General features: G+C 72.5%; 16 protein-coding genes. 4 read left to right on the top strand and 12 right to left on the bottom strand.

Annotation, left to right across the window (positions count from 1 at the left end; all coding sequences use genetic code 11):
• Positions 1 to 13 precede the first annotated feature (13 nt).
• The 3 genes from ABD901_RS03985 to ABD901_RS03975 all read left to right on the top strand — a co-directional run bounded on the left by ABD901_RS03985 (position 14) and on the right by ABD901_RS03975 (position 2,824).
• A complete protein-coding gene (locus ABD901_RS03985) occupies positions 14 to 403 on the top strand; it encodes a LytR/AlgR family response regulator transcription factor (protein ID WP_345122368.1) in 390 nt (129 codons plus the stop codon).
• A 71-nt stretch (positions 404 to 474) separates the two neighbouring features.
• Positions 475 to 2,346: a sensor histidine kinase gene (locus ABD901_RS03980; RefSeq protein WP_345121324.1), complete on the top strand. Its 1,872-nt coding sequence runs from the start codon at positions 475 to 477 to the stop codon at positions 2,344 to 2,346.
• A 232-nt stretch (positions 2,347 to 2,578) separates the two neighbouring features.
• Complete coding sequence (locus tag ABD901_RS03975) at positions 2,579 to 2,824, top strand: hypothetical protein (RefSeq protein WP_345121322.1); 246 nt, start codon at positions 2,579 to 2,581, stop codon at positions 2,822 to 2,824.
• 96 nt (positions 2,825 to 2,920) lie between these two features.
• Here ABD901_RS03975 and ABD901_RS03970 read toward each other — a convergent pair whose 3' ends face one another.
• From ABD901_RS03970 to ABD901_RS03950, 5 genes are all read right to left on the bottom strand, one after another.
• Positions 2,921 to 5,056 carry an FtsX-like permease family protein gene (locus ABD901_RS03970; protein ID WP_345121320.1) on the bottom strand — a complete coding sequence of 712 codons (2,136 nt, stop codon included), beginning with the start codon at positions 5,054 to 5,056 and terminating at the stop codon, positions 2,921 to 2,923.
• Positions 5,053 to 5,736 (bottom strand): ABC transporter ATP-binding protein, encoded by a 684-nt coding sequence (locus ABD901_RS03965; RefSeq protein ID WP_345121318.1) that lies wholly within the window; start codon positions 5,734 to 5,736, stop codon positions 5,053 to 5,055. Before ABD901_RS03965 ends, ABD901_RS03970 begins: the two co-directional genes overlap by 4 nt.
• Complete coding sequence (locus ABD901_RS03960) at positions 5,733 to 6,254, bottom strand: PadR family transcriptional regulator (RefSeq protein WP_345121316.1); 522 nt, start codon at positions 6,252 to 6,254, stop codon at positions 5,733 to 5,735. Before ABD901_RS03960 ends, ABD901_RS03965 begins: the two co-directional genes overlap by 4 nt.
• A gap of 85 nt (positions 6,255 to 6,339) precedes the next feature.
• Positions 6,340 to 7,983: an alkaline phosphatase family protein gene (locus ABD901_RS03955; RefSeq protein WP_345121314.1), complete on the bottom strand. Its 1,644-nt coding sequence runs from the start codon at positions 7,981 to 7,983 to the stop codon at positions 6,340 to 6,342.
• A 163-nt stretch (positions 7,984 to 8,146) separates the two neighbouring features.
• Entirely contained in the window at positions 8,147 to 8,722 is a 576-nt protein-coding gene (locus ABD901_RS03950; RefSeq protein WP_345122366.1) for a DedA family protein, read from the bottom strand.
• 260 nt (positions 8,723 to 8,982) lie between these two features.
• On the opposite strand from ABD901_RS03950, the gene ABD901_RS03945 reads away from it, so the two are divergent.
• A complete protein-coding gene (locus tag ABD901_RS03945) occupies positions 8,983 to 9,669 on the top strand; it encodes a response regulator transcription factor (RefSeq protein ID WP_345121311.1) in 687 nt (228 codons plus the stop codon).
• 104 nt (positions 9,670 to 9,773) lie between these two features.
• Here the strand turns inward: ABD901_RS03945 and ABD901_RS03940 are convergent, their stop codons facing one another.
• The 7 genes from ABD901_RS03940 to efeO form a co-directional block, all read right to left on the bottom strand.
• On the bottom strand, positions 9,774 to 12,401 hold the full coding sequence (locus ABD901_RS03940; RefSeq protein ID WP_345121309.1) for an FtsX-like permease family protein: 2,628 nt from the start codon (positions 12,399 to 12,401) through the stop codon (positions 9,774 to 9,776).
• The gene (locus ABD901_RS03935) at positions 12,395 to 13,063 is read right to left on the bottom strand and encodes an ABC transporter ATP-binding protein (RefSeq protein WP_345121307.1); all 669 of its coding nucleotides are present in this window, start codon (positions 13,061 to 13,063) and stop codon (positions 12,395 to 12,397) included. The genes ABD901_RS03940 and ABD901_RS03935 overlap by 7 nt, the downstream gene beginning before the upstream one ends.
• On the bottom strand, positions 13,053 to 13,745 hold the full coding sequence (locus ABD901_RS03930; RefSeq protein WP_345121305.1) for an ABC transporter ATP-binding protein: 693 nt from the start codon (positions 13,743 to 13,745) through the stop codon (positions 13,053 to 13,055). Before ABD901_RS03930 ends, ABD901_RS03935 begins: the two co-directional genes overlap by 11 nt.
• Positions 13,742 to 14,299: a hypothetical protein gene (locus ABD901_RS03925; protein ID WP_345121303.1), complete on the bottom strand. Its 558-nt coding sequence runs from the start codon at positions 14,297 to 14,299 to the stop codon at positions 13,742 to 13,744. The genes ABD901_RS03930 and ABD901_RS03925 overlap by 4 nt, the downstream gene beginning before the upstream one ends.
• Positions 14,300 to 14,426: 127 nt before the next feature.
• The gene (locus ABD901_RS03920) at positions 14,427 to 15,242 is read right to left on the bottom strand and encodes a COG4705 family protein (protein WP_345121301.1); all 816 of its coding nucleotides are present in this window, start codon (positions 15,240 to 15,242) and stop codon (positions 14,427 to 14,429) included.
• A 255-nt stretch (positions 15,243 to 15,497) separates the two neighbouring features.
• Positions 15,498 to 16,436, bottom strand: coding sequence for an alkaline phosphatase family protein (locus tag ABD901_RS03915; protein ID WP_345121299.1), 939 nt, complete (start codon positions 16,434 to 16,436; stop codon positions 15,498 to 15,500).
• Complete coding sequence (gene efeO / locus ABD901_RS03910; RefSeq protein WP_345121297.1) at positions 16,433 to 18,355, bottom strand: iron uptake system protein EfeO; 1,923 nt, start codon at positions 18,353 to 18,355, stop codon at positions 16,433 to 16,435. The genes ABD901_RS03915 and efeO overlap by 4 nt, the downstream gene beginning before the upstream one ends.
• Between the last annotated feature and the right edge of the window lie 72 nt (positions 18,356 to 18,427).

The raw sequence follows: 18,427 nt of genomic DNA, 5'->3' as shown, positions 1-18,427 counted from the left end.
TGGAGTGGTGGCGATGCAATGCCTCATCGTCGATGACAGCGCACTGTTCCTCAGATGCGCCCGCGAGCTCCTCGAGCGCGAGGGCGTCGAGGTCGTGGGCGTCGCCTCGAACTGCGCCCAAGCCCTGCAGCGAACCGAAGAGCTGCAACCCGACCTGGTGCTGGTGGACATCGATCTCGGGTCGGAGTGCGGCTTCGACCTGGCACGGCAGCTCGACCGCACGGGTCGCAACATGAGCGCTCCCCCGGCGATCATCCTGATCTCCAGTCACAGCGGGGAGGACTTCGAGGAGCTCATCGTCACCAGCCCCGCGATCGGCTTCCTGAGCAAGACCGTACTGTCGGCCAGCGCCATCCGGGCCTTGATGCGCGACGGCGGCGAACCGACGGCGGCGGAGCTCTAGCAAGCCGTTGCCTGTACGCCGATGCTCCCGCGGCCGCGCGACTAGACTCGGGTATTGGGAGCGAGGCCGTGATGCATGCACAGTTGGGGTCCTGGCTGGTGCGCCCGATTCCCCCGCCGCTCACGGCGGGGATCACGGTCGGCGCGTTGCTCGTAGTGCTGGAAACCCTGCTGGTGTACCCACTGGGACACGTCACCCAACGTGACACCCTGGCCCTGGTCTACATACCCGGCGTGCTGGCGGTTGCGACACTGTGGGGGTTCGGACTGGCGGCGGTGATGTCGGTGGCCAGTGCCCTCGCCTTCAACTACTTCCACGTCCCGCGCATCGGGACCCTCACCTTCGCCGACAGCAAGGACTGGGCGGAGCTCGCCGTCTTCCTCGTGGTCGCGCTGCTGGCCAGCTCGATGGCCCAGCTGGCCCGCTCGTGGGCCATCGAGTCCGTGGAGCGGTACCGGGAGGCCGACCTCACCACCGGGCTGGCCCGTCTCATCCTGCGCACGAACGACCTGCACTCGGTGCTGCCGGAGGCCTCCGGGCGCCTGCGGCAGGCGCTCGGCCTGCCGTTTGCGATGGTCGACCTGCAGGCGGTCGCCGGCGACGAGCGCCAGACGGCGTTCCCGTTGCGCTTCGGCGCTCTGCGGGGCACGCTCCTCGTCCCCGCCGAACTGCCGGAGCCGGTGCAGCGGCGCGTGCGGGATCGGTTGGTGCCCGCGCTGGAGGCGCTGTTGCAAGCGGCACGCGATCGCGAGGCCGTCGGCCGGTCCCTTGAGACGAGCCGTTACGAGCAGCGCGTGCTGGTCGAGGAGCAGACCGCGCTGCGGCGGGTGGCGACGCTCGTCGCCCGTGGCGTCGCGCCTGCCGAGGTGTTCGCCGCGGTCGCCGCGGAGGCCACCCGGCTGTTGGACGCGGACGCCACCAGGCTGTTGCGCTATGAGTCCCCCCGCAGCGCCGTCGTCCTCGCCGAGGCCAGCAAGCCCGGCAACCCGCCGCTGCTGGGCAAGTCCCTCGTGGTCGACGGCGGCGTCCTGGAGATCCTGGTGCACGACGCACACCCGGCCCGGGTGGAGACCTACGAGGATCAGCCCGGCACCCTGGCCGACCTGGCCCGTCGCCTCGGCTTCCGTTCGGCGGTCGGCGCGGCGATCGTGGTCGACGGCCGCGTGTGGGGCGCTCTCGTCGCCCTGTGGTCACGACCCGCGCCGCCGCCGGCCGATGCCGAGGAGCGGCTGACCCAGTTCACCGAGCTCGCGGCCACCGCGGTCGCCAACACCGAGTGCCGCGCCGAGCTCAACGCCTCACGCGCCCGGATCATCATGGCCGCCGACGAGGCCCGCCGCCGCATCGAACGCGACCTGCACGACGGCGTACAGCAGCGGCTCGTCTCGCTCGGGCTCCAACTGCGCCTGGCCGAGGATCTGGTGCCGGGCGACCTCGACGAGATCAAAGCCCGGCTGTCGCGGGCAAGCGACGGCCTGAGCACCGCCTTCAAGGATCTCCAGGAGATCTCGCGAGGGATCCACCCGGCCATCCTGTCCCAGGGCGGTCTCGGACCCGCGCTCAAGACGCTCGCCCGCCGCTGCCCCATCCCGGTCACGCTCAACCCGGGCGCACGGCGACGGCTGCCCGCGTGCGTGGAGGTGGCCGCCTACTACGCCGTGTCCGAAGCACTCACCAACGCGGTCAAACACGCACGGGCAACCGCGATCGACATCGACATCGACCTCGACGGTGAGGCCCTCGTGCTGTCGATTCACGACGACGGCGTCGGCGGAGCCGACCCCGTCCTCGGCTCCGGGCTGGTGAGTCTCACCGACCGCGTCGAGGCGCTCGGCGGCCAGTTGCAGGTCACCAGTCCTGCGGGTGGCGGGACGTCGGTGCTCGTCAAGCTCCCCACCGAGGCCGACTGCTCGCCGCAGGTCGACGCCGCCCCTTCCGCTTAGCCCTGGGCGGTTCAGCCCCTCTCCGGCCTGCCCAGCTGGATGTTGCCGTCCAGCTGGACGTCTGCCCCGCGGAGGGTGAGGCCAGGTGAGTCCGGCATGGCGGATAGCAGGTACCCGCGGGTGCCGAAACCGGCAGCCGGGGAGTGCCGGTGGCGGCGAGGCCACCCTCATCGGTACGAGAGAACGTGGAATCAACACCCCACACCCCCACTGCGAACCGAGGTGATCCGCCATGACGACCCACGCGGTTGACCCAGTGCTGTGCATGGCGCTGTTCGTCTCCGACGCCTCGCAGACGTCCGACCTGGACAACGGCACCATCCGCGACGTCGTCGCCCGCACCCTCGAACAGCTCGGCCCCAACGAGTGCTACGCCCGCGCCGCAGAAGTGTTCGGCGACCACCCCGAGACGGCGCTCGGCCGGATCACCTGGGCCCGCGAACTGTGCTCCCGGGCAATGGCCCTCGCCACCGTCTGACCAGCGACCCGGCCGGCGGCGCGGTCGACGCGACAGCCGAGCGGTCGCGGACCGCCGGTGCAGAGGGGCCCGGTGAGCCCTGGTCGGCGGCTCCGGCTACTCGTATCGGATGGTCTCCTGGGCGGTCAGTCGCTCTGTGAGCGGTAGCGGCAGTGTCGTCAATGCGGCAGCGAGGCCCAGCTCGAGCGCAAGGGTCAGCAGGAAGCCGGGGCTGGGCGGCAGCCAGTGCTGGCCGCTGGCCGTGGTAATCGCTGCGCCGGCGGCCAGTCCGGCGCCGACGCCGACGATCAGGGTGATGGCCAGCGGTGCGGCGCTTTCCAACAGGACCGTGGTGCGCAGTTCGGCGACGCGCACCCCGGCCGCCCGGAGCAGGGCGAACGGTCGACGCCGTTCCGCGATGCCGGCGGCTGCTGCGACCGTCAGGCTGCACGCGGCGACCACCAGCACGAACAGCAGGGCGACGCGCAGGCCCCGGTCGAGTTCGCGCAGCTGGCGGGTGTCGAGGTCGACCTGGTCGGCGCGGGTGCTCGTGACGGCGCCGGGTAGGTTTCGGGCGACCAGGGTGCGGACCCGGTCCTCGGCAGCGAGGCTGTCAGTGCGGACGTAGATGGCGTGCAAGGGCCCGGCAGCGCGTTCGGGCGCGAGCGCGGTCACGCCGTACAGGCCCGGCGGGGGCAGGCCAGCGAACGACGTCGAGCCGGAGCAGTCGAGGTTGACGACAGTGGCCAAGTGGGGACAGTCGATCGCCAAGGTGCCGGGTGCGGTGCCGGCAGGCACGACCAGGACATCGCGGACCGTCGCGGTGTCGGCGGTCAGGGCCGGCACGAGGGCGGCGGCCGGGCCGTCGGGCTGGCCCGCGGTGAGGATCTCGACGACGCCGGGGCGTAGCTGGGCGTTTTCGAGGTTCTTGCCGCCGGGGTCCCGGGCGATGCCGGAGAACATGCTGGTGACGAACGCGGCCAGGACGACGCCGGAGATGGCGCGGAACGTGGTGCTGGGGTCGGCGGCCATGCGCCGGGCCGCGAGCAGGGTCACCGCGCGGTTGCTCAGCCGGACCAGCGCACGGGCGGCGAGCATGGTCGCCCACGGGCCGGCGACGACCAGGCCGAGCAGGGTCGCCAGCAGCGACGTGCCGGCGAGGACGAGCACCGCGGTGCCGTCGGTGCCGATGGCGCCGGTCGTACGCAGCACCATGAGGAGGGCAAATCCGAGCAGCCCCAGCAGCGGTACCGCGACCCGCCAGGCCCCCGGCGGCCGGCGACGCGCCATCCGGGTGATGCCGAGCGGGCTCAGCCGTACCCGGCGCAGGACCACGATTGCGCTGATGACGACGAGCGCGGGCACCCCGAGCGCGACGAGCGCGACCTGCGCGGCGGGGACCGACAAGTCCGACGGCGCGAACCGCAAGCCGTCGAAGGTGATCCGGGCGGCCACGATCGGCCGCGCCGCGGCGTAGCCGATCCAGCCCAGTGCAACACCGGCGACGGCGGCGAGCCCCGCCTCGGTCGCGGCCATCCAGCCGACCTGCGCCGAGGTGGCGCCGGCCAGGCGCAGTGCGGCGTACCGCTGTTCGCGGCGGGCGGCCGAGATCCGGGTGGCCATCGCGACGAACACCACGACCGGGACGAGTAGGCCGATCGCGGCGATCAGCAGCAGCACCGCGAGGAAGCCGGTGACCTGTGGCGCGCCGGCGGTGGCGATGCCGTGGACCTCGGCAGCGCCGAGCGCCCGCAGCTCGTCCGGGCTCGCCCCGACGATCGCGACGAGCTCGTCCGGGGAGGCGAGGCCGTCCGCGCCGATGGTGGCGACCACGGTGCCTGGGAACCGTGCCGCGAGCTCGTCCGGGGCGGCCTCGGCCAGCGCGGCCCGAAGCGCCGGGGACACGGCGACCTCGCCCGGTCCGGGCAGGCGATCCAGGCCGGGCGGAACCGGCGGGCGCGGCCCCAGGGCGGCGACGTGGACCCGGAACACCGGCCGGCCGCGGTAGTGGTCGTTGGCCGCCAACCACAGCAGGCCGTCCCGCCCGGCCGCGGCGGCCGTCTGCGGCCCGGTTTCGTGCCAGCCCGCCCGATGCTCCCGTCCCCGCAGCGCCGGCACCGCGGTGAGCGCGAGCAGTAGCAGCGCCACACCGACGGCGACGCCGGCGGTCATCGTGGTCATCCGGACCGTGCCCTCACGGCCCCCGGCGAGGGCCAGCCGGGCGCCGAGCGGCATGCTGATGACGCGCCTCACGCCGCCACCACCCCGCCGGCGGCGGCCCGCCCGTCGCGGACCGTCACGCTACGGTCGGCGAACGCCGCCACCCGTGCCTCGTGGGTCACCAGCAGCACACTCGTGCCGGCTCGGCGGGCCGCGTCCACCAGCAGCTCCATCACCTGGTCAGCCGCGACGGAGTCCAGCGCGCCGGTCGGCTCGTCGGCGAACAGCACCTGCGGGTCGGCCACGAGCGCCCGGGCGATCGCCACCCGTTGACTCTGCCCGCCGGACAGCTCGCCCGGTAGCCGCCATTGCAGACCGTCGAGCCCGAGCCGGGGAAACCACGCGGCGGCGGCCGCCAGCGCGGCCCGCCGCCCGGCACCGCCCAGCAGCATCGGCATCGCCACGTTCTCGATCGCCGGCAGCTCCGGCACCAGCTGCCCGAACTGGAAGACGAACCCGAAGCTCCGGCGGCGCAGGACCGTGCGGTCACGGTCGCGCAGCCGCTCCAGGTGTCGCCCGTCGAACACGACCTCGCCGCGATCGGGCGCGAGGATGCCGGCCAGGCAGTGCAGCAGCGTCGACTTGCCGGAGCCGCTCGGCCCGGTGACCGCGACGATCTCCCCGCGACGCACGGCAAGGCTTGCCCCGCGCAGCGCCTCCGTCACGCCGAAGCGTTTGTACAGCCCGTCCGCGTACAGCACCGGGTCGCTCACGACAGGCTCGCCGCGATCGTGTCCAGCCGCTGCGCCGCGTGCTCGATCCATCGCAGGTCCGCCTCGATGTGGAACAGTTCGTAGTCGGCCAGCAGCGCCTCCGGCTGCCCGGCGCCGCGCCGGCGGGCCGTGATCTCGCGCATCCGGGCCAGGTGGACGTCCCGCTGCGTGTCGAGGTAGGTGTCCGCGGGCCGTCCGGACATCAGCGCCAGCACGACCTTCACGAACAGCACCGCCTGCAGCTGGGGTTGCGGCTGCTCCGGCTCGGCCAGCCAACGCTCCAGGTCGGTCACGCCGGCCCCGGTGATCGCATACCGCTTCCGATCCGGCCCGGCTCCCGGCTCGACTCCCGCCTCCACCACCTGCCCGTCCCGGACGAGCTGGGCCAGAATCCGGTACACGTGACCGACCCGCAACGGCCGCGTGCCGGCGAACCGGAGGTCGTACGCCTGCTTCAGGTCGTAACCGTGCCGCGCGGACCGCTCGAGCAGCCCGAGCAGCGCATAGGGAACCGTCATGGCGCCACTATAACCACTGGGTATACCCGTTGGATATAGCCGGCCGGGGCCGCCTGCATTTCGGGGCCCCGGCCGGTCTGGTGTGTCAGTCGATGCCCGGCAGGACCGGCGTGCGCTCGGCCCGGACCGCCTGCAGCTCGCCGGGCTCCAGGCCCAGCAGCCGCAGAATGGTGGGGGCGATCTGCGCCGTGCGGACCGGGGTGTCCACAGTGGACGTGTGCCGCACGCCCGCGCCGGACACGACGAGCAGGACGTTGCGGTCGGTCGCCGCGGCGCCGCCGTGCTCAGCGATCTTCGACTTCTTCCCGGTGTAGACCACGCCGGGCTGGACCAGCCCGATGACGTCCGGCACCCGCGGGTCGGCGCGGCCCGCGCCCACATATGCCGCCGCATCCGCGCCGGCGTGCACGGTCTGCAGGCCCGAGGCCGTGTAGGGGCGCGGGTTGCCGGCGATGTCGTTGCCGGTGCCGGTGTAGCCGAGCAGGAAGGTGCGCGCGAACGCGGTGGCGGCCGGGGAACGGTCGGTGAGCCACAGCAGCATCGCGTCGTCGTCGATGGAGTGCGCGACCAGCTTGCCCGGGTGCCCGGCGGCCTGCCACGCCGTGTCGAGCGCGTCGAGGATCGGGCCGTCCGGGATTCGGGTGAGCTGCGACGGTACCGTCGGGGACTGCCCGTGCTTGGCCGACACCACGATCGTCGTGCTGCCCGCGAGGCCCTTGGCGGAAAGTTCCCCGACGAACCGGCCGAGCTGCGCGTCGACGAAGTCCAGCGCGCCGGACAGCACCGGCCCGGGCGTGACGCCGTCGGCGAGGTAGCCGCCGGCCTGACCATCGGAGGTGGGCAGCTTCTGCGCGGTAGACACGCTCTGGAAGTTGAGGCCGAACACGGCGGGGGTGCCGAGCTTGACCGACCGGGCGTGGTCGTAGCCGTCGATCTCGTTGAGGACGGCTTGGACCTTGTACCCGTCGTACTGCTGGGTCAGCGCGTTTACCTGCGTCCAGTCGTGCCCGGCAGCGTCGCCGATCGAGTTGATCTCCGGGGTGAAGAGGTCCTGGATGCCGGTGCCGGACGGGCCCTGCAGGATGTCGTACGCCGGGTGCTTGTCCGACCATGCGGTGACGAGCCCGTGCGCGCGGGCGACCTCGAACACGGTGTTGACCCGCAGGTACTCGTGCGGGTACACCGGCTGGCAGGTCTTCGGGTCGACCGGCAGCTGCGCCGCGTCGAGCAGCGTCTCCGGCGAGCCGGTCAGCCCGAGGATCGACCCGGGCAGCCCGGCCAGGCCCTGCCCGGCGTCGAGCCGGGACAGGTCGCGGTCGGCGTTCTCGGCGTAGGCGACCTCGGCGCCAGGTGCGGCGCCGGTGCACGTGGTGGTGCCGGCCGGGAACAGTTGCGGGTTGTAGGAGTCGTCGTAGTACACCCCGGTGGTCTTCGGGTCGCCGCCGGTGACCTGGGCGAGCATGCCCGGGAACGAGTCCGACGGGAACGGGGTTGCGGCGTTGCGGTAGGTCAGGCCGGCGCCGGCCAGCCGGGCCAGCGTCGAGGCGGGGTGCTGGCCGACGTACCAGGCGAGGTCCTGCTGGTGCAGCCCGTCGACGGAGACGAGCAGCACGTGCGCGCTGCGGCCGCGGCCATGCAGGTCACGGCCGGGGTCGGCGGCGGCCGGGGCGGACAGCACCAGCGCGCCGGCGGCGACCACACTCGCGGCAACCGCCAGGCGGCGTCGCATCGATGTAATGTTCATGCCGAGGGGTCTATGGGTGCCTGGTGACGCGACTACGCGTTTCCGGCGAACGCCGGGTGAAGAAGGCCGGCCGCCCATTCAGCCCTTTCTCAGCTTGTCCCGGCACCGGTAATGATGCGCACCCGGTCGGTGGCTGCTGCTGAGAGAATCATGAACGGGCGCTGCGGGCCCGGGCCCGGGCGCGCAGCAGCTCGACCACGATCGGCACGACGGACAGCGCGACGATGCCGACGAGGATGAGCTCGATGTTGGCCTTCACGAACTCGACCTGGCCGAGGAAGTAGCCGAGCAGCGTGACGCCGGTGCCCCACAGCGCGCCGCCGATGACGTTGTAGAGGCTGAAGGTACGGTACTGCATATGCGAGGCGCCGGCGACGATCGGGGTGAACGTGCGCACGATCGGCACGAACCGGGCCAGCACGATGGAGCGCGGCCCGTAGCGATCGAAGAACTCCTGCGCCCGGGCCAGGTTCTCCTGCTTGAACAGCCGCGAGTTCGGGCGGCGGAACAGCGCCGGGCCGACCCGCCGGCCGAACAGGTAGCCGACCTGGTCGCCGGCGATCGCCGCGGCCACGATGAGCAGGATCACCAGCCACAGCGGCAGGTGCAGGTACTGCCCGCCGGCGACCAGCAGACCGGTGGTGAACAGCAGCGAGTCGCCGGGCAGGAAGAACCCGATGAGCAGCCCCGACTCGGCGAACACGATCGCGAGAATGCCCAGCATCCCGAACGTCGAGATCAGCCATTCGGGATCCAGGAACTTCACGGAATTCTCCTCGCTGCAGAGTGTGCCGGACGGCGGCCAGAGGTCGGTCAAAGTAGCTTGCGGGACCTGAGAATCCGGTGATCGTGACCTGTCCCACCTGCGCGCCTTGGCCGATCACCGTACTCCTACATATTGTAGGAGTATGACGATGTTGGTGGACGGCTGCCCTGAGGCACTCGCCTCGGCCGCCGCGCCGGGCCGTCGGTAGGACGCGCCTGATGCGTCTGCTGCTGGTCGAGGACGAGACGGCTTTGGCTGAGACGATCCGCGACGGCCTGGCCGTCGAGGGGTTCACCACGGATCTGGTGTCCAACGGTGTTGACGGGTTGTGGGCGGCCACGGAGCAGCCGTACGGCGCCTACGACGCGGTGGTGCTCGACATCATGCTGCCGCAGCTGAGCGGCTACGAGGTGTGCCGCCGGATGCGCCAGCTCCGGGTGTGGACGCCGGTGCTGATGCTGACGGCGAAGGACGGGGCCTATGACGAGGCGGACGCGCTCGATCTGGGCGCCGATGACTATCTGACGAAGCCGTTCTCGTTCGTCGTGCTCGTCGCCCGGCTCCGGGCGCTGATCCGCCGCGGCGCCCCGGAACGACCGGTCGTGCTGGCCGCCGGTGACCTGAGTCTCGATCCGGTGCAGCGGCGGGTGACTCGCGGCGGTGCGGAGATCGCGGTCACTCCGCGGGAGTTCGCGCTGCTGGAGTTCCTGATGCGCCGTGCCGGTGACGCGGTCGCGAAGAGCGCGCTGATCGAGAACGTCTGGGACGCGAACTTCGACGGCGACCCGAACATCGTTGAGGTGTACGTCGGCTATCTGCGGAAGAAGATCGACCATCCGTACGGCCGTTCGGCGATCCGGACCGTGCGCGGCGTGGGCTACCGGCTCGACCCGGACGGTGGTTGACCGCCGGGTCGTCCCCGCGGCCACGGCGGTGCTCCTCGCGGCGGTGACCGTGCTCGTCACCGTCCAGTTCCGCCGCTGCTGCGCTTCGACGTGGGCGTCAGGCATCACTCGCCGCGCAGCAACGTCAGTGCCGGTCGGCGAGTGACGAGCACCAGGGCGGTCACCGCCGTGGCTGCGGCGGCGAGGATCGCGAACAGGACGATGCCGAGATATCCCCAGGGGAACGCGAGCCGGTCCGGTGGTGGGTCGAACACGCCGTTGAGGATCGTGACCAGGACGTGGGCCAGTCCCGCGCCGGCGGCCGCGCCGAGCAGCAGAGCAGGCACGGTGACGACACATGCCTCCGCGGCGACGAATCCGGCCAGGTGCCGTGGCCGGGCGCGCAGCACGCTGAGGATGGTGAAGATCCGGCGGCGCTCTGCCAGGTCCACGGCGAGGACCAGGCCGGCGGCGGCGACGGCGATGGCGAGGGCGAAGCCGAGCTCGATGCGGGTGAGGCCGGCGAGGTCGACGCCGGTGAGGCTGGACCCGACGGTGCCGCGGGTGGCGGTGATGTCGGTGATGGCCGGCCCGGCCCCGAGGCGTTGGCGTAGCGCCGCGGCGACGGTCGCCGGGTCGGCGCCGCCGGTATCGACGAGGTGTGTGTCCGGTCCGGTGCCGGCGTGGGCGGTGACGTAGTCGGCGTTGGCGACGAGGAAGCTGTCGGTCGGTGCGGTCGGGAACTCGTTGACGACGCCGAGGAACCGGAACACGACCGGGTTTGCGGTGCCGGTGCGGGCGTCGTTGATGCGCAGCGTGAGCCGGTCGCCGGGCTGCAGCTGGAAGTCGATTACCGTCTCGGCGGATACGAGGATGCCGTCGGGCTGATGCTGGAGCTGGCGCATGAGCTCGGCGGCGGTGCCTCCGGTGAACCAGGCGTCGGCGAGGTGCGCCCCGGCGGTGACGGTGCCGGGTTGCACGGCGTAGAGGTCCTGCAGGTCGGCGCCGACGTAGGCGAAGCGGTGCTGGATGGTCTCGACGTGCCGCACGCCGGGGGTGACCACGATCGGCCCGGCGAGGCCGGTGTCGGCCGCGCCGGGCGGCGCGGTGACGGTGACGTCCGCGCCGTTGGTGAGCCGGGCGTCGACCTCGGCCTGCTGGCGGTAGGTGGCGGTGAATCCGGCGGTGGAGACTGCGAACGCGATGGCGCAGGCGATGAGGGTCGCAGCGGTGGCGACCGGCTGGCGGCGACGGTGCAGGGTGGCGGCGACGGTGCCGGCGAGCGGCCCGGCGAGGGGCCGCAGCATTGTGGTGAGCATGCGGCGGCCGTACCGCAGCGTGGTGGCGATGATCCGCCAGACGAGCAGGGCACCGCCGAGCCACAGCAGCGCCGGGCCGGCAAATGCCCAGTAGTCCACGGCGATGCGCGGCGCGCCTTCGGGCGCGACCACGAGCTGGTAGCCGTGTGCGGTGCTGATGCGCAGCAGCAGCACGGCACAGATGAGCGCGACGAGGTCGAGGCCGAGCCGCAGCACGAGCGGCGGTCTGGACGTCGGCAGGTCGCCGCCGGCCCGGGCGGCGGTGGCGACACCGCCGGTGCGCAGCGACCGCCCGGCCGGCACGAGCACCGCCGCGGCGGCGACGGCGAGGCCGGCTGTCGCAGCGGCGGCGAACCACGCGGGACCGCCGGTGTTGCCGAACATGACGGCGCCGAGCGCCGCGGCGGCGCCGACACCGGCCACGGCGCCGGCGACGCCGCTGATGGCGGCCTCCATCGCCGTGATCGCCAGGACCTGGCGGGTGGTGGCACCGCGAGTGCGCAGCAGTGCCTGCTCGCGGCGGCGGCGGGGGGCGGCGACCGCGACGACGGTGGTGGTGAGCAGGCCGGCGAGTGCGGCGCCCGGGGTGGCGAGGAACAGGAACAGGGCGGTGGCGTAGGCCGCGTCCGAGCGGGCCGCGTCCAGGGCCGCGCCGAGGTTGTCGGTGGTCCGGCCCGCTCCGGCGAGCGCGGCGTCGAGGTGGCGGGCGGCGCCGGTGCTGGCGGTGTACGCCGCGTCGGGTGCCAGCGGCAGCTGTCGGCCGGTCCGCACGTGCAGCTGGGTGTTGAGCAGGTCGGGCCGCACGTTCTGCAGCGGGTCGAGGAGATCGGCGAAGACGTGGTCGGGCAGCAGCAGGACGTTGTCGGGCGGCGCGGTGGCGCCGGGCCGCCCGGTGGCAAGCATGGTGTCAGCGTGCGGCAGGTCGACGATGCCGGCGACAGTGACGTGGGCGGCGGCAAGGCCGGGGCGTTCGATCGTGAGCACGGTACCCGGGACTGCGCGGAGGTTGGCGGCGGTCTGCTGGGCCAGCAGGGCACCGTCGGAGGTGCCGGCAAGGTTGCGGAGCTGGCCGGGGAAGGTGGTGCGGTAGTCGGGCGGCAGGCCGAGCACGACCGCGGCGCCGGTGGTGCTCACAGTGCCCGCCTCGCTGCTGGACAGCGCGGGCACGTCGGCGTAGCGGACCGGTAGGGCCGTCGCGACGCCGGGTTCGGCGCGGGTGTTGGCCAGTGCGGTGGCCACGTCGGCCCCGGGAGCGAGGACGACCTGCCAGTCGACTTCGACGGGCGCGACGGCGCGGCGGGTCATCGAGGCTTGGGCGGTGCCGAGGAATGCGCCCACGGTGGCAAGCAACGCTACGGCGGTGGCGATGCCGGCCGCCGTGGCGGCGATGCGGCCGGCGCGGCGGCGCAGCAGCCCGGCGATCCAGATCAGCATGACGGCTCCGGGCGAGGTTCGATCGTGCCATCGACCACGTGCCAGCGCTGTTGGAGCCGGTCGGCGACGGCGGTGTCGTGGGTGGCCAGCAGCAGCGCGGCGCAGGTGCGGTCGGCGACGGCAAGCAGCGCGTCGACGAGGTGTGCCGCGCCGTCGGTGTCCATCGCGGCGGTCGGCTCGTCGGCGACGATCAGCTGCGGGCGGGCCGCGACCGCGCGGGCGACGGCGACCCGCTGAGCCTGCCCGCCGGACAGCTCGTGCGGCAGCCGGTCGACGAGTTCGGTCAGGCCGAGCAGCGCCAGCGTGTCGCCGGCGGCGAGCCGCGCGGACTCGGCCGGCCGACCGGCGAGCAGCAGCGGCAGTGCCACGTTCTCGCCGACGTCGAGGGTGGGCAGCAGCGCCGGGCGTTGCAGCACGATCCCGATACGGCCCGGGTGTTGCCGGGGGTGGCCGTCGAGCCGGGGCCAGCCGGCCGTGCCGCCGGTCGGTTCGTCGATGCCGGCGATGAGGTGCAGCAGGGTCGACTTGCCGGAGCCGGACGCGCCCGTGACCGCGATCCGGGCTCCCTCGCCGACCACACAGCTCACGTCCCGCACCGCGGTCGTGGCGCCGAACGTGCGCACCAGGTGCTCACCCACGAACACAGCACGGTCATCGACCACCCTGGTACTCCCCCGGGTCGACGAGATGCCCATCGCGCAGCCGCAGCACCCGATGGGCGGCGCGAGCAACGGCCCGGCTGTGACTGGCCACGAGCACGGCCGTGCCGGTGGCGGCGTGTGCGGCGAGCAGGCCCAGGACGGCCCGTTCGGTGACCTCGTCCAGTTCGCCGGTCGGTTCGTCGGCGATGATCACCGGCGGGTCGTTGGCCAGCGCGACGGCGAGCGCGGCCCGGACGGCCTGCCCGCCGGACAGCTCACCGGGCGGGGCGTCGGCGTAGCCGTCCAGACCGACCGAGGCGAGCCGGTCGGTCACGTCGTCACCGTCGCGCGGCTGCCGGGCCACCCGGCGGGCGAAGCGGATGTTCTGTGCCACGGTCAGGTGTTCCAGCAGGTTCCCGGACTGGTACAGCATGCCGATGTGGCGGCCGCGCAGCCGGGCGCGGGCCGGCTCCGGGCGGCGGGTGATGCGCCGGCCGGCGATCCAGACGTTGCCGCCGTCCGGCTCGTCGAGGCCGGCGAGGCAGGCCAGCAGCGTCGACTTGCCGGACCCCGACGGGCCGGTCAGCGCGAGCCACTCGCCGGCGGCCAGTTCGAGGGACACGCCGCGCAGCGCGAGGACCTCCTCGTCGCCGCTGTGGAAGAACCGGAACAGCCGCTCTGCCCGGACCGCGGGCGGGGTCACGACAACCACCGGACCGAGTCGGTGACGGTGCGCCACGGGTCGACGTTGTCGGCACCGTGCGGGCCGGCCAGAGACACGATGAGCAGAGCGGACGGCGCGTGCCAGTACTCGTAGCGTTCGACGTCGTCGTTGACGACCTTGCCGGTGACCGGGTCGGGGGCCGCGTCGGCGCGGTAGGTGACGAGGAGCACCTGCCCCGCAGTGCGTTGCACGACCGAGACGGTTCCGGCAGTGAACCCGCTGGTCTTGGCGCCCAGGGCGGTCAGCTCGGCCTGCCCCGCGGGATTGTCGGGGGCGGCAGTCGCCGCACCGAGGGTGACGGTGATCGTGTTGAGCTTGTCGGTGAAGGTGACGGTGCCGCCGGACTCGGCGCGGGCCCAGCCCTCGGGCACCTTCAGCGAGTACTGGCCGCCGGCCGGCCGGTAGTCGACGAACGCCTGGTCGTCGGGGATGTCACCTGCGCCGCCCGAGTCCGGTGCTCCGGCGCCGCCGCACCCGGCCAGCGTCAGCACCGCGGCTGCGGTGAGGGCCGTGTACAGGCTGATGGTTCGCATGGCCGGCACCGTAGGCCCGTCCGGCTGAAAACCGGCTGAACATCGGCGCCTTCAGCGTTTCTTCAGGTTGGGCCGCCCACCATCAGCAACCGAGCACGAAGTGCCATGACGTTGGCAGCGGTTCGCGTCAACGTGCCGCCGGCGTCACGACGGACGCCCGGCGCCCCTTCTCCCGGGCCGCGGAGGAGATCATGAGGCTGCCGAGGACGGCGACCAGCACGAGGGACGTGCCGTAGGTGCCGAGCCCGAGACCGCCCTTGGCGACCGGCTTGGTGAAGAAGTCCCCGGCCGTTGCGCCCAGCGGGCGGGTGAGCACGAAGGCCAGCCAGAAGATCAGCACGTTGGGCACCCAGCGGACCCGGGTGGCGATCGCCAGGGCGGCGAGGACGCCGGTGATGAGGACGGCGCCGCCGAGGAATCCGAGCCCGGAGCTGTCGGACAGGAAGTCGCCCATCGACGTGCCGAGGGTGTTGGAGATGAGGATCGCGGTCCAGAACAATGCCTCACCCCGGTACGTACTGATGCGGTTGATGTCGAACGGCAACCGGGTCGCCCGCCAGATCAGGAACACGGTCACCAGGAGGGACAGCAGGATGGCCGCGCCGACCGGGTAGCCCACACCGAGGCCCTGCGGGCCCCAGCCGAGCGCGCTGGTGCCCTTGGCCAGATATCGGGCGCTGGCGTCGCGGTTCATGAAGTCCGACATGGTCGTGCCGGCCATGCTGGTGGTCAGGATGACCGTCCAGTAGAAGATCGGGTGGTAGCGCTTCGACTGCAGCTGCACGACCAGGGTCACGACGAAGATCGCGAAGAGCGACACCGTGCTCAGGAAGTAGCCCAGCCGGAGCGTCTGCGAGAACAGGTCCCCGGCGGTTTCGCCGAGTGTGGTCGCCGCGATCTTCATGATCCAGAACGCCAGCGTGATTTCCGGCAGCTTCTTCATCACGGGTCTCTACGGTGTGAGCACCGCCGGCCGGCGGCGACGATGTCGGTGGCATCGCGTGCACGGTCATGAGGAATCCCCGCGTTCGATTCGAGGCGAGATCGTTGCCGCGGCGCATCGCGAACACCCTGCTCCGCCGCTTCGGGCGGCGAACGATACGCAGGAGCGCTTCTCCTACATATTGTAGGAGTGCGGTGCGGTCACCGGCCGCGGGATTGCGGAATTCGACACCGCGGTGGCCGGCCGGCGGGTCGGTCAGGATCGCAGGACGAGCGGTTTGGCGGCGGCCGCCTGGCCCAGCGGCGCCAGACCGTACCGGTCTTCGATGGTTCGCAGGACCGAGTAGTGATCCACCCGGCCGTTGCGCAGACCGGGGGTGACGCCCGCGCCGCAGACGAGGGTCAGGATGCGGTTGGCGGCGCTCCCGTCGTCCTCGTCGAAGGTCACGATCAGCCAGCTGTCGTGCGTCGCGGCCCAACGACGGTACGCGTCGAGATGGTCGCGGGCCCAGGCGTCGCCGGCCGAGACCGGGCAGTCGTGCATGTCGTGGCACAGGTCCGGGATCACGAACGCCACCGTGGGCAGGCGGGCCGGGTCGTCCGGCCACGCGGTGTAGGGCTGGTTGGCCTCGGCCGGGACCGAGTCGAAGTCGGCCCAGGGGTTGTGTTTGGCGGCGTACCGGCCGCTCGAGCAACCGCGGAACCCGGGCGCCGGCAGGCCCTCGGAGTAACCCGCGAACGTAAGACCGCCCGCCAGGAGCTGCTGGGCGAGATTGGGTGCCGCGCCGGCGCGGATCGGGCAATGATCGTCCGTGACGCCCTGGGTCGAGCCGGAGAACAGCGCGAGGTAGTTCGGCTGGCTCGGATGGGTGACGCCGTGCGCGTCGTCGAACACCGCCGACTGCCCGATGAGCGCGTTGAGGTACGGCGCGTCGGCGCTGCCGGCGATCTGCTGGACGGACTTGTTCTCGAACACGACCACGACGACGTGTCCCGGCCCGGGCGGCGAGGACGTGGACGGCGTCGCGCGCGGTGCGTAGCTCGGCGCGCCGGTCGTTGGGAACCCGGCCGGCCGGGCGCCGTCGCCGCAGCCGGCCGCCAGGCACAGCGCGGCCAGCAGGGCGGCGGCGCGGCGCGGACGGCCCGCCCGGCGGCGGGCCGCGCCACTGGTCGTGACAGTGCCGGTGGTCGTCATCGGTGCGCTATGGCAGCCGGGACGGCGCTGACCTGCTCGGCGAGCGCGTTGACGACGCCGGAAAGCCGCTGTACCTCGGCCGGCGGCAGCGTGTCGTAGGCGGCGTACCCCGTCCCGTGCCGGTACTTGGCCAGCTCCGCATCGACCGCCGCGAACCGCTCGTCGAGATGGGCGTCGTAGGCGGGCTTGAGCGAGGCGATCGCGGCGCGGCAGCCGTCGACGTTGGCGGCGAAGTCCCACAGGTCGGTGTGCGAGTAGCGGTCCTCTTCGCCGGTGACCTTCTTCGTGGCGACCTCGTCGAGGAGGCTCTTGGCGCCGTTGGCGATCTCCAGCGCGGTGAGGGTCACACCGTCGAGGCGCTGGCGCAGCTCGGTGACGTCGGCGAGGAGCTGGTCGGCGACGGCGGCGACGGCGGTCAGGTCGCCGCCGTTCCACAGCTGCTGCTCGATGCGGTGGTAACCGGTCCAGGTGGTGCCGGGGTCGAGGTCGCCGTCGCGGGCGTCGATCTTCGGGTCGAGGTCGTCGAAGCTTTCCGCGACGGTCTCGATCCGCTCGTACGGCGCCCGGGCCGGGGCGTACAGCGCCTGGGCCTTCGCGCGGTCGCCGCCCTTCACGGCGGCGACGAAGGCCGCGGTCTGGTCGACGAATGTGGCGGCCTGCTGCCGCACGTAGTCCCGGTAGGTGACCGCCGCGGCGGCGAGGGCCGGATCGGCCGAGGTGGTGCCGGACGTTGCGCCGGCGGGGCCGGTGACGGTGAACGCGCCGCGGATGCCCACGCCGGTCATACCCGGCCGGCAGGAGGTGGTGTAGGTGCCGGCCGGGAGGTCGACGTGCAGGCTGCGCGTGAGCCCCGGCGCGACGTTCTCCACCTCGCCGACGATACGGTCGCCGGCCGCGTACACGTAGAACTCGGTGACCTTGCCGCCGGTGTTCTGCACCTCGAACACGCGGGGCCCGGCGGCCGCGTGATCCGCGCTCAGCCGGCATTCGGTGTCGGTGGCGGTGACGGCGACAGCGCCCGCGTCCGCGGGAGCGGACTGCGGGCCGCCGCACGAGGCGAGCGCGGCCAGCGCGCCCAGCACCGCGACCGCCTGGGTGCGGGGCCGGGGCGCGGCGACCGCCGGACGGAAGAACAGCGCGAGCATGACCATCGCAAAGGCCAGCCAGGCGCCGATCTCCAGCACGCTCGCGCGCGGGGTGAGATTGACCGTGCCGGCAAGCAGCGTCGCGTACCAGGACGTCGGATCGAGCAGGCCGCCGAGGTCGAACGCGATCCGGTTGCCGCCGGGCAGCACGCCCGCACTCTGCAGCCCGTGCACGCCGTACTTGAGGATGCCGGCGGCGACGAGGATGAGCAGCGCGCCGGTCCAGGTGAAGAACCGGCCAAGGTTGATCCGGGCGGTGGCGGTGGACACGGCCCAGCCGAGCCCGACGGCGGCGGCCACGCCGGTGAGCATGCCGGCCAATGGCGCGGCTCCTGCACTACCCGCGCCCTCCGCGGCCGCGAACACCAGCAGAACCATTTCCACGCCCTCGCGCACCACGGCGAAGAACGCCATCGCGGCGACCGCCCAGCCGCCGACCCGCATCGCCTGCTCCAGCCGACCGGTGAGCTCGCCGCGCAGGGTGCGTGCGGTCCGGCGCATCCAGAAGATCATCCAGGTGACCAGGACGACCGCCGCCAGGGACGTCACCGCCTCGAACAGCTCCAGCCGGGTGCCGGCGCCCAGCCACGCCGCGGCCGAGGTCAGCAGCGCACCGACCGCCGCAGACACCAGCACGGCGACACCGACGCCAGCCCAAACGTACCGGAGGTGGTCGCGTCGCTCGGCCCGACCGAGGAAGGCGACCAGAATCGCCACGACGAGCGACGCCTCAAGACCGTCCCGCAGGCCAATGAGCAGGCTGGCAAAGAACACGGACGACTCCCGACCTCATGTTAGGTTAGCCTTGTCAAACTCCTACAAGTTGTAGGTTGCTGTCAAGCTGGA

The organism is Dactylosporangium darangshiense (genome assembly GCF_039537565.1).
GTDB classification, from domain to species: domain Bacteria; phylum Actinomycetota; class Actinomycetes; order Mycobacteriales; family Micromonosporaceae; genus Dactylosporangium; species Dactylosporangium darangshiense.
This window is presented reverse-complemented; position numbering and strand designations above follow the sequence as displayed.

Coding starts and splice junctions, on each gene's coding strand:
- ABD901_RS03985 (WP_345122368.1), top strand. CDS start 14: ATGCAATGCCTCATCGTCGATGACAGCGCACTGTTCCTCAGATGCGCC.
- ABD901_RS03980 (WP_345121324.1), top strand. CDS start 475: ATGCATGCACAGTTGGGGTCCTGGCTGGTGCGCCCGATTCCCCCGCCG.
- ABD901_RS03975 (WP_345121322.1), top strand. CDS start 2,579: ATGACGACCCACGCGGTTGACCCAGTGCTGTGCATGGCGCTGTTCGTC.
- ABD901_RS03960 (WP_345121316.1), bottom strand. CDS start 6,254: ATGACGGTTCCCTATGCGCTGCTCGGGCTGCTCGAGCGGTCCGCGCGG.
- ABD901_RS03955 (WP_345121314.1), bottom strand. CDS start 7,983: ATGCGACGCCGCCTGGCGGTTGCCGCGAGTGTGGTCGCCGCCGGCGCG.
- ABD901_RS03950 (WP_345122366.1), bottom strand. CDS start 8,722: ATGCTGGGCATTCTCGCGATCGTGTTCGCCGAGTCGGGGCTGCTCATC.
- ABD901_RS03945 (WP_345121311.1), top strand. CDS start 8,983: ATGCGTCTGCTGCTGGTCGAGGACGAGACGGCTTTGGCTGAGACGATC.
- ABD901_RS03940 (WP_345121309.1), bottom strand. CDS start 12,401: ATGCTGATCTGGATCGCCGGGCTGCTGCGCCGCCGCGCCGGCCGCATC.
- ABD901_RS03925 (WP_345121303.1), bottom strand. CDS start 14,299: ATGCGAACCATCAGCCTGTACACGGCCCTCACCGCAGCCGCGGTGCTG.
- ABD901_RS03920 (WP_345121301.1), bottom strand. CDS start 15,242: ATGAAGAAGCTGCCGGAAATCACGCTGGCGTTCTGGATCATGAAGATC.
- ABD901_RS03915 (WP_345121299.1), bottom strand. CDS start 16,436: ATGACGACCACCGGCACTGTCACGACCAGTGGCGCGGCCCGCCGCCGG.